This window comes from Flavobacterium sp. ARAG 55.4, assembly GCF_051846875.1.
Lineage (GTDB): Bacteria > Bacteroidota > Bacteroidia > Flavobacteriales > Flavobacteriaceae > Flavobacterium > Flavobacterium plantiphilum.
This window is the reverse complement of sequence record NZ_JBPYCT010000008.1, coordinates 181,296-188,013: the sequence shown is the minus strand read 5'-3', so window position 1 is coordinate 188,013 and position 6,718 is coordinate 181,296. Positions and strand designations below refer to the sequence as shown.

At 34.5% G+C, this 6,718-nt stretch carries 2 protein-coding genes; one reads left to right on the top strand and one right to left on the bottom strand.

Annotation, left to right across the window (positions count from 1 at the left end; all coding sequences use genetic code 11):
- On the bottom strand, positions 1–4,883 hold a 4,883-nt coding region (locus ACSV4D_RS10890), incomplete at its 3' end, for a beta strand repeat-containing protein (RefSeq protein ID WP_439228293.1).
- A 416-nt stretch (positions 4,884–5,299) separates the two neighbouring features.
- Between ACSV4D_RS10890 and ACSV4D_RS10885 the strand changes: the two genes are divergently transcribed.
- A complete protein-coding gene (locus tag ACSV4D_RS10885) occupies positions 5,300–6,712 on the top strand; it encodes a sensor histidine kinase (protein WP_408079765.1) in 1,413 nt (470 codons plus the stop codon).
- Positions 6,713–6,718: the final 6 nt, after the last annotated feature.

The following is a 6,718-nucleotide window of genomic DNA, read 5'->3' as shown; positions in this document are numbered from 1 at the left end:
ACATCAACTCCCTGTGGATCCTGACCGATTGCAATAGCTGTATTGCTTACCACTCCGGCATCAATATCAGCTTGTGTGATAGTATATGTTCCTTTAATGGTTGCATTTGACATTCCAACACCTAAAGTAGCTATCGGATTACCTGTAATTACCAATCCTGTCATTGGGTCAGTTACTACAACATTATTTAATGTCGTGTTTCCTGTATTTGTTACACTAAAAGTATAAGTAACCGTATCTCCTACTGATGCTCTAGTAGCATTTCCATTATAAATTCCTGATTTCACTAAAGCTATCGCAGGGGTTTGTGTAACCGGAGTTTCCGTAGCATCATCTGTTACTGCTGTTGTTCCGGAAACATCCGTAACATTATTATTCTGTGGATCTTTTGCTATTACTAATGCTGAGTTTGTAACTTTTCCTGCATCAATATCAGCCTGAGTAATTACATAAGTTCCTGTGATAGTTGTATTAACCGCTCCAGGTGCTAATGTAGCTATTGGATTTCCTGTTATAGTTAATCCCACCATCGGATCACTTACTACAATGTTTTTTAATGTAGTAGTTCCTGTATTAGTTATACTAAAATTATAAGTAATTACATCTCCTAAAATCCTTGTTCCTCCCGGAACTGAAGCTGCTGTTTTTACTAAAGCAACAGATGATGTTTGAGTTACCGGTGTTTCTGTAGTATCATCGGTACCAATTGTAGTTCCCGAGATATCCGTAACCGGATTATTTAAAGGATCATTTGCAGTCACGGTTGCCTGATTAACTACTTTCCCTGCATCAACATCAGCCTGAGTAATAGTATATGTCCCTGTGATACTTGTATCTGTACTTCCCGGTGCTAATGTAGCTATTGGATTTCCTGTTATAATTAATCCAGACATTGGATCAGTTACTATGATATCCGTTAAGGTTGTAGTTCCGGTATTGGTTACTTCAAAAGTATACGTAATAACATCATTTAAAACTCCTGTACCACCAACGCTTGCTGATTTAACCAGTGCAATTGTTGATCTTTGCCCCACTGGCGTTTCAGTGGCATCGTCTGTAGTTAAGGTAGTTCCGGATATATCAGTAACATCATTATTTTGTGGATCCTGTGCGGTAACTAATGCTGAGTTAGTTACTTTTCCTGCATCAACATCAGCCTGAGTAATATCATAAGTCCCTTTGATACTTATATTAGTAGCTCCCGGTGCTAATGTAGCTATTGGGTTTCCTGTTATAGTCAAACCAAGCATTTGGTCAGTTACAACTACATTTGTAAGCGTTGTTGTTCCTGTATTTTTGACAGCAAAAGTATACGTAATTGTTTCACCCAATCCTCCGGCTCCAACAATACTTCCTGTCTTAACCAAAGCAATCGAATTAGTCTGATTTACCGGAGTTTCTGTATTATCATCAGTCGTAATAGTTGTCCCTGAAATATCAGTTACATTATTATTTTGCGGATCCTTAGCAGTTACTAAAGCCGAGTTAGTTACCATTCCTGCATCGACATCGGCTTGTGTTATAACATAAGTTCCTGTAATATTTGTATTTGTAGCTCCCGGAGTTAATGTAGCTATTGGATTTCCTGAAATTACTAAACCTGGCAACGGGTCAGTCACTACAACATTAGTCAATGTTGTGTTTCCTGTATTTGTCACACTAAAAGTATATGTAATTACGTCTCCCAAAACTCCTGTTCCACCTACAGATGCAGTTTTAACTAAAGCAATTGTATTCGTTTGTGTTAGTGGTGTAGCTGTACAATCCGTGCATCCAGGGTTTACCGGACAAGTTGCACAAGGTGTCGGATCGGTAGAAGTAGCTGTAATAGTAGTTCCTACATTAGTTGTTGCACTAGCTGTTGCTAAGTTATACACTACTCCTGCATCAATATCAGCCTGAGTAATCAAATAAGTTGCTGTATAACTTGTGATATCATTTGCACCGGCAGCCAGACTCGCTATTGGAGTTCCGGTTACTGTGGCATTATTATCAGTCACAGTTACATTTGTCAAAGTCTCAAAACCGGTATTTCTTACATCAAAAACATAATCAATTCGGTCGCCTACATTTGTAATTCCATCATTGTTAGCATCAACATAAGTTCCGTCTTTAGTAATTGTAACTGCAGAAGAATTACATTCTAAACCACTTCCCGGTCCTCCGTCACTTTCTGAAGTATTTACAAATGCTCCATATACATCTATTGAATTGATAACACTAGCAATAGAATTCAACGTAAGTCTTATTTCATCAAAAGGTAAGCTTGTTTTAAAACCTACATTATATACTCCTGGAGTTGATCCTAAAATATCAATTCCCAAAAGAGATAAATCAATTAACTGTCCTGCAGTTCTTGATTCTTGTAAAACATTATTATTATAAGTACTAATAGTCAGTGACTGAAGCAAATTAACCTGAGCTAAAGTTCCAAGGTCTCTGATAACATATCCTGCAAAAGTTCCCTGAGGATAAGTAAACAACTGATCTTTTACGGCAACTGATCCGGAACCAACCACTCCAGCAATTAAAGTGATATTAGCAAAATCTGTTTGATCGGCTGTCAATAAGTTATCTGTATTATTTACTGCACATGAAACGCAGGCAACTCCGTCAATTCCTGTTCTGTCTCCATTAATTACAACCGGAAAATCAGGATTTGACAAAACATAATCTTCATTACATTCAACGACTGGATCACATAATCTTTGGAAAACCGCATTATAAACTCTAACCTGTCCTAAATTTACAGAAGCTAAATTTTCAAAAGTAATCTGAACTTCATCAAAAGGTGTTGTAGACACAAAACCTACAGTGTTTCTTCCTGTACCCACTAACAAATCAGTACCGACAGATACTAAAGGTCCGTTCCCTGTTTTTGTTTCCTGCTGTACACCGTTTAAATAAGTGGTCACTCTTACTGCGTCTAAAGCTCCAACTGTTAACAGAGCCGGATTTTCTATAGTATAACCGGCAAAAGTTCCTGCAGGATAATCCGTAATTTGTTCTTTAACTGATAAGCTTCCTGTTGTTCCTACTCCTACTGACAAATTCACCTCAGCATAATTAGTAAGATCTGCATCTATTAAATTATCCTGATTAACAACAGTACATAAAGCACAAAGCACGCCATCAACACCCGTATTATCACTATTAATATATACCGGATAAGTTGGTGAAGTCAAAGCTGTTTTTGTATTACAATCTAAAGCAGGGCCTGCACAAAATCTTTCAAATACAGCATTATAAACTCTAACCACTCCTAAATTTACTGAAACTAAATTTTCAAAAGTAATCTGAACTTCATCAAAAGCTGTTGTAGATACAAAACCGATTGTTGTTCTTCCTGATCCTCCCAGCAAATCACTACCAATAGCTACTAACGGTCCATTACCTGTTTTTGTCTCCTGTTGAACACCATTTAAAAAAGTGGTAACTCTTACCGCACCCAATGCATTAACATCAAGCAATTTTGGATTTTCTACCATATAACCGGCAAAAGTTCCTGCCGGATAATCTGTAATCTGTTCTTTTACAGATAAACTTCCTGTAGTTCCTAATCCTACTGCCAAATTAACTTCTGCATAATTATTAGGATCAGCATCTACTAAATTATCCTGATTAACTACTTCACATAAAGCACAAAGCACCCCATTAATACCTGAATTTACATTGTTTACATAAACCGGGAATGTTGGAGAAGTCAAAGCTGTTTTTGTATTACAATCTAAAGCTGGTCCTGCACAGAATGTTTGAAAAACAGCACCATATACTCTTGTAGTCCCAAGATTTAAACCAACAGTCTGATTAAGAGATAATTTCACTTCATCAAAAGCCTGAGTACTAACAAATCCCAGTTTAAAACGACCTGCCGAAGGAAGCAATCCAACATTTGCAACTAAATCACTACCGCTGAATTGTTCTTGTACAGCTCCGTTTAAATAAGTAGAAACGACAACATTTCCTAAAGCAGCTATATTTAAAAGACCCGTATTTTCTATTTCAAAACCGGCATAAGTTCCTGCCGGATAATCAGTAAGCTGATCTTTTACAGCGATACTTCCTGACGCTAATAAACCAACAGTTAAATCAATTGTTGCATAATCAGCATCATTAGAGCTAATCGCATTTTCAACATTAGAAACACTACCTACACTAATACCTGACATTCCTGTATTAGCCTGACTAATGGCTACAGGGAAAGTTGGCAAACTCATTTTAGTAACTGTATTACAGTCCAAAGCTGGTCCTGCACAATATTCTCTTACAACTGCATGATATATATTAGTAGAACTCAGTAAAGCCACTCCTCCATTTAAAACAATTTCTACAGCATCAAAGCTTTGAGTTGTATTAAAACCAACAATATACTCATCCGAACCTGATAGCAGATTCAAACTTAATAAAGATGCTCCAGTGAATGTTTCTCTCAGATTACCATCATTATAAGTTATTATAGTTACACCATTTAATAAATCTAAACTTAGCAATCCTCCGCTAGGCGAAATTTTGAATCCTGCAAATGTCCCAGCAGCATACGTGGTATTACCATCAGTCACTCTTAATGAATGATTAGTACCAACACTTAATACCCCAAAACTAGCCGTGGCAAAATTAGTTAGACTTGTATCTGTTAATCTGTTTTCATTATCTATACCACAACCTAATAATTCAGCACATGCACCAGTAGTATTTGTAGATACTGACAAATCATCAAAATTATCAGACACAAAAGGTGTTGGAATTTCAACATTACATTGTCCGTAAGAATTTAAAGACAATAATATAAAACCAATAACTAATAGAAGAGAACGGAATCCGCTTCTTGTTTTTTTAATATCGGTAAAGGTTTGATTAGATAAATCTGGGTAGTTTTTTCTCATAATTCAAAAAATTTAATTTTGACTGAAATCCATGCTAAGGCTTTTTTATCCGAATAGTAAGACTATAAAAATTATAAAATCAACAGCAATAAAGATTTATTGACAAAATTAAAGGATACGATAGAGATAGAAACAGAATTATGCTAGACATAAAACTATAACTTAACAAAATAAAAACTATTAAAAAATAGCTAAAATTCAATCTCAAAACAGATTTATTCTTACAAAAAGTACTTAATTATAATGGTATATTTGTGAAGAAGAATCCTGACATTGATAAAAATTGCTTTCCGTGTCATTGGATTTCTTACATTAACAACCCAATCAAATTACACCAACTTATTTTTTTGAAAAAATTGAAACAGGCTAAAGCAAATACTATCACTTTTTTGATTATAATATTAACCGCTTGCTCCATGTTAATAGTCATCAATTTTTACACTATTAAAACACTTTCGGCTACCAGAGCATATGTTAATGGAGAATCCCGCTATTCTAAAGGGCATAACATTGCCACACGCAACCTGATCAATTACATTTTTACTTCCAAAAATGAATATTGGACAAATTTTAAAGCAAATCTTGCTATCCCTATAGGTGATGCCAAAGCCCGAATCGCATTAGAAGGCGAATTAGATACTGAAACAATAAAACAAGGATTCAGAGAAGGTCAAAATAGCGAGGAAGACTTGAATGACATGATCTGGTTGTATAAAAATTTTAAAAATTTCTCTTTTTTTAAAAATGCGATAGCCGAATGGAAAGCTGGGGATGAACTGAATTTAGAATTATATCAAACAGGTCATCAAGTAAAAGAAAAATTAGACAATAACGAAATCGATATCGATGAAAAAATTCAAACATTAGAAATACTGGACAATATCAGTAAAAAAATTGCTATTAAAGAAGATAATTTCTCTAACTCTCTGGGAAAAGGAACACGAACAGTAAAGTACTACCTTCTTTTAACAAACATTTTCTTTATCTGTATAATTATTGGTTCTATCAGTATTTACTACAGTGCCATGCTGAGAAAAATAATAAAATCCAAACAGGAGCTGAACCAGCAAAAAGAACAGCTGGAAGCTATAATTAATGATTTGGAAAAAACAAAACAAGATTTACATTCTGAAATTATTCAACATAAAAAAATAATAGGAACAGTCAGTCACGATATCAGAAGTCCGTTAAAATATATTCAGCTAATTGCAAAACACCTGAGCAGCAACACTAAAAAATCCAAAGATGCTACCTTAACTAAATATGTAAATTCAATCTATAAATCCTCTTCACAACTCTATGAATTTACTAAAACACTGATTGAATATTCCAAAATATATATCGAGGATCGTGACTACAATCAAACCCCATATTCTGTTTATGATTTAATTGAAAACAAAAAAAACTTTTTTGAAGAAATCGCTGCCAATAACGGTACGAAAATTATCAATAAAACCGATTTAAATTTAAAATCAGATTTAAACATAAGAATCATCTCCATAATTATTCATAATCTAATAGACAATGCAGTAAAAAATACTTTTTCTGGCATTATAGAGATAGGCGCTCATATCAATTCAGAAAATATAACTTACTGGGTAAAAGATACCGGTTCAGGAATGAGTCAGGATATTATTGACTATTACAACAGCCTGTTTAAAAACAGAGATACTGAGAAATTAATTCTAAGTACTTACGGCATCGGTTTACATCTTGTTTTAGAATTATTAATTATCCTTAAAGGAGATATTTCATTTTCAAACCCGAGTAACCAAGGAACAACTGTAACAATTGATATCAATTTAAAACAAAACAAGTCTTTAATCTAAATATTT